The 4,287-nt window shown below is 66.0% G+C and carries 4 protein-coding genes; all 4 read left to right on the top strand.

Features of this window, described 5'->3' with window-relative positions:
• The first annotated feature begins 950 nt into the window (after positions 1–950).
• Complete coding sequence (locus DYI24_RS22145; RefSeq protein WP_164573863.1) at positions 951–1,520, top strand: phage tail protein; 570 nt, start codon at positions 951–953, stop codon at positions 1,518–1,520.
• Between the two features lie 195 nt (positions 1,521–1,715).
• The gene (locus tag DYI24_RS22140; protein ID WP_164573862.1) at positions 1,716–2,354 is read left to right on the top strand and encodes a hypothetical protein; all 639 of its coding nucleotides are present in this window, start codon (positions 1,716–1,718) and stop codon (positions 2,352–2,354) included.
• A complete protein-coding gene (locus tag DYI24_RS28580; protein ID WP_283810884.1) occupies positions 2,351–3,292 on the top strand; it encodes a phage terminase large subunit family protein in 942 nt (313 codons plus the stop codon). The genes DYI24_RS22140 and DYI24_RS28580 overlap by 4 nt, the downstream gene beginning before the upstream one ends.
• A partial coding sequence (locus DYI24_RS28575) for a terminase gpA endonuclease subunit (protein ID WP_349627807.1) occupies positions 3,259–4,287 on the top strand: 1,029 nt, incomplete at its 3' end. The genes DYI24_RS28580 and DYI24_RS28575, both read left to right, overlap by 34 nt.

Here is a 4,287-nt window from a genome sequence, read left to right as displayed (position 1 = left end):
GCCGGTCGTCCCAGCGGATGATGGACCGGTTATTATCGGATCGCGGCCATGGTCGGCTTTTGCTGATGGGTTGATGACCCTTGACGACGACGGGAGGAATCAGGCACTGCGCGAATTGTTAAGCCTCTCCTCGTAGCCGCTTGGTGATCCGTCACCGAGGACATGGTCTCGGAGGTGGCGGATGGAGCCGGCAAAACGCGAAAGCGGTCGGCGGGTGTGGTGGACTCAATCCCGAGCGAAAGCAACCGAGGCAAAGCCGGAGCGGCTGGGGTATCAATCGGCCCCCGTAAGACGATCGACCACCGGATAGGGTTGTGAGTAGACGAGCCGACGTGGATCGGTGCGAAGCCCCGGCGGAGACGTCGGGGCTTTTTGCTTCGAGGGGTGAGAACCTCTGAAGGGTGAAACGAGCGGGCTGGCGGTGCCGCGCGGCCGTCATTGAACCGCAATTGAAAGCCCCGGCGGAAACGCTGGGGCTTTTTGCGTCATAGGGTGGCGGACGAGAGTCCGCTACGAGACTGCGGTTTCGTTTGTTTCGCGCTCCCCATGCGTGAGGCGTTTCTTCCCTAGACTTCGGCCCGCTGCACTCGACCCGTGCGGCGGGCCGCTTCGTTTCTGCCATAGGGTGCGGCGTGCTTTCGAGCTGGGGTGCTGCCCGGTCCCGCGTCTCCGCCTCAGCCCGAGGCTGCCGCAACCTCCGAGAGTGTGACGGCAGAGGCCATCCGCGTTTGATCGTCCTCGGCGCGGATGGCCGATGCTTAGTGAGGTTCAGCTATGTGCCAATGCAAACAGCGCCGTGACGCGCTGGTGAACGCGGTTCGCGCCGCCTCCAAAGGCGATGCCGAAGACGTCGCGAACCAGCTGCAGTTTGTCGGCCGGTCTTCGGTTGAAGACTTGGCCAATCTCTTCAGTCGGGGTGTTGCCGCGTCCAGGCAACGCCTGCTGAACCGATGAGTGGTGCGCCGCTCTCGTTGAAGGTCGATGCCGCGCCGATCGCGCGCATGGCGAATATGTTCGGGGCGCTGCAGCGGCAAACGCGCGCGCTCGTGATGGTGCGGGCTGTCAATCACACCGGCGCCAAGGCGCTGACCCAGATGCGCCGGGTGCTCGTTCCACAGACGGGCCTGAAGTACCGAACGCTGAAGCGCGCGGTGACCGCCAAGAAAGCCTTCAATGGCGGCGACTTCGTTATCAAGTCGCGCGGCGGTGATATCCGGCTGAAGTTCTTCAAGCCGCGTGAGACGCGCCGGGGCGTGACGGCGGCGCCTTGGAACCGGCGCAAGGTGTACCCCGGCACGTTCACCAAAGGCGGCCGATTCCCGAAACGCGTTGCGCTATCGATGGGAGGCACGGTCCTCCACCGCGTCGGCAAATCTCGCGGCCCGCTGAAGGTTGTTCGATCGGGGCTCTTCATCCCGACCGAGATGGTCACCGGCAATTCGGAGGCGGCGTTCTATGCCACGGTCGAGCGCGAGCTGCCCGGCCGGCTCGCGCACGAAATCTACCGCGTTCTCGGGTAACGGGATACGCTGAAGGCCGCCGCAGTCGGTAATAAAACGTCTCAAAAAGTGGATTGCGCGCAACAATATTGCGCGTTAGGGACCGTAAAAACGGTATTTAGAGCGCACGACGCGAGTGCGGCCCGAGATATCGACAGTAGATCGATTTGAATTCGGTACACGTGAACGCGTGAGGGCGCACGTGTCGGTGCACGGATGACGGACGGCGGCGAATGGATCTCCATCACGGACGCAGCGGCGAGGTTGACGGCGGCAGGTGACGTCGTCGATCGCTCGACGCTGTCGCGCTATGTGAGCCAGCACGCCGAGGCGCTCGCGACCCGTCGCGAGGGCAAGTCCAACCTGGTCGAGTTCGGCGCACTACAGGCCCACCGGGCCGAGAATGTGAGGCTGCGGCGGGCCTCGCAGCTGCTGCCGGGGCGCCAGGGGCCTCCGGTGGTGCTTCCGGCGGCCTCCGGCGGCTCCACGCGCTTCGCAGGCTCGCAAGCCGATGGTGCGGCCCGCAAGGCTCAGGCCGATGCCGAGATGAAGGAGATGGACCTCGCCGAGCGACGCGGCGAGCTGACCGTCACCTCGGAGGTCGATCGAGCCGCACGCGATGCGGTGGCGCTGATGCAGAGCGCGTTCGATCGCGCGGTCGACAGCGAGGCGGCGTCGGCCTCGGTGAAGTACGGCTGGGATGAGCGCATCGTGCGCCTGGTGCTGAAGTCCTACGCGCGGCGCGGTCTCGATGTCTTCCACGGCGAGGTGCTGAAGATGCTCGACGGCATCAACCGCGCCGAGATGGCCGCGGCGCAGGGTGACGACAGCGCCGTCGAGGCGCCGCTGCAATGAGCTTCGTCGATACGCGGCTGCGGTTTCCGCTGCTGCCACCCGGCGCCAAGGTACTGTTCGGCGGTCTCGCCGCAGCATCGAAGCCGGTCGAGGATCTGACGATCAGCGAATGGGCTGATCGCTACCGCGAGGTGTCGGCCGAATCCGGCTCGCCCTGGCCGGGCAAGTTTCGCACCGATCGGGTGCCGTACTTGCGCGAGCCGCAGGACTGCCTGCATCCGGACCATCCGGCGCGGCGTGTCACGGCGCGCTGGGCCGCGCAGCTCGGCAAGTCGACCGCGATCGAGAACTGGTTCGGCTACATCGTCGACCGCGCGCCGGGCCCGATGATGATCGTGCTGCCGACGCTCGAGGAGGCGACGAAGTTCAACCGGGTCAAGCTCGACCCGACGATCACCGCCTCGAAGGCGTGGAATCACAAGGTCGCGCCGGTCAACAGCCGCGACGAGAAGGCCTCGACGACCGCCTACAAGCGGTTCTCCGGCGGTTACTGCGTCATCGTCAATGCAGGTTCCTCCAAGGGCCTGCAGATGGTGTCGATCAAGTACCTCGCGATGGACGAGGTCACCGGCTATCCCCGCGACGTCGACGGCCGCGGCAGCCCGCGCGACCAGGCCCGGGCGCGGCAGAAGATGTACGGTAATCTCGGCAAGGAGTGGGAAGGCTCCACGCCGGGAATCGAAGGCGAATGCATGGTCTCCGCCGACTTCATGGCGGGTGATCAGCGCTACGACTACGTGCCGTGTCCGCATTGCGCCGCGCTGCAGCCGCTGCAGATGGAGCAGATGCGGCCGGCGGACGAAGCGCAGAAGTTGCCGGTGCATTTCCGGTGCCTCGCCTGCGACGGCGTGATCCTCGACGGCCACAAGCACGAGATGCTGGCCGGAGGCGTGTGGATCGCCCGGTGCCGGGCGGGGCAGACCCGGTGCCGCTGGTGATCAAGCCGGCGGACCTGCCGCGCTGGCGTTGCGACCCTTGCGAGGGCCGCTGCGCTGACTGGCAGCCGAGCTATCATCTGTGGGCGGCCTATGCACCCCGCGAGCGCTTCGCGGACATCTGGGAGCGCTGGGAAGCGGCGCAGACCGACACCACGAAGCTGCGGACGTTCTATCAGCAGGATCTTGCCGAGCCCTACAATCCGGGCGTTGGCGCGGTGGAATGGGAGAAGCTGCTCGAGTCGGCCAGGGCACATCCCTATCCGCGCGGCAAGGTGCCGGCCGAAGCCGGGCTGGTTGTCTCGGCCGCCGACGTCCAGGGCTACGGCATCAAGTGGGTGGTGTACGCCATCGGTCCGCGCGGACAGCGCTGGCTGATCGACTGCGAGGTGTTCGAAGGCAAGCCCGACCAGGAAGACGAACCCTGGATCGCGCTGTCGGATGCGTTGGGGCGGAAGTACCAGACCGCCGGCGGCAACGAAGTCGGCATCGATCTCTCGGGCGTCGACTCCGGCTTCTGCACCGATCGCGTCTATCGGTTCTGCTCGAACCGGCCGCACTGCTACGCGCTCGATGGCCAGCATAAGCAGGGCTTGCCCTGGCTCGGTTCGCCGAAGAAACGCGACATTCGCGACCGGAACAAGCGCATCATCGGCAAGGTGCTGCTCTATCCGGTCGGCCTCTACGACGTGAAGACAGAGGTGGTCGCCGGCCTCGCCAATCTTGTCGATGGCCCAGACAAAGCCGGTCGCTGGCCGCGCAACACGCTACACCTCACCGGCGAGCTCGCCGACGAGCACTTCGTCAAGGAGCTGACGGCCGAGCGCCTGGTCGACCCGGAGCAGGAAAGCCGGGCGAACGCCAACAAGCGGCAGCGTTCGCTGGTGAAGCCGAACGCGCCGCGCGAATGGCAGAAGCTGCCGGGGCGCGCCAACGACTGGTTCGACGCCACGGTCTACGCGTTTGCGCTGGCCTGGCATCTCGAGCACAAGCGCCGG

The organism is Rhodopseudomonas sp. BR0C11 (assembly GCF_010820945.1).
GTDB classification, from domain to species: domain Bacteria; phylum Pseudomonadota; class Alphaproteobacteria; order Rhizobiales; family Xanthobacteraceae; genus Rhodopseudomonas; species Rhodopseudomonas palustris_H.
The sequence above is the reverse complement of the archived record's forward strand: the minus strand, read 5'-3'. Positions and strand labels throughout refer to the sequence as shown.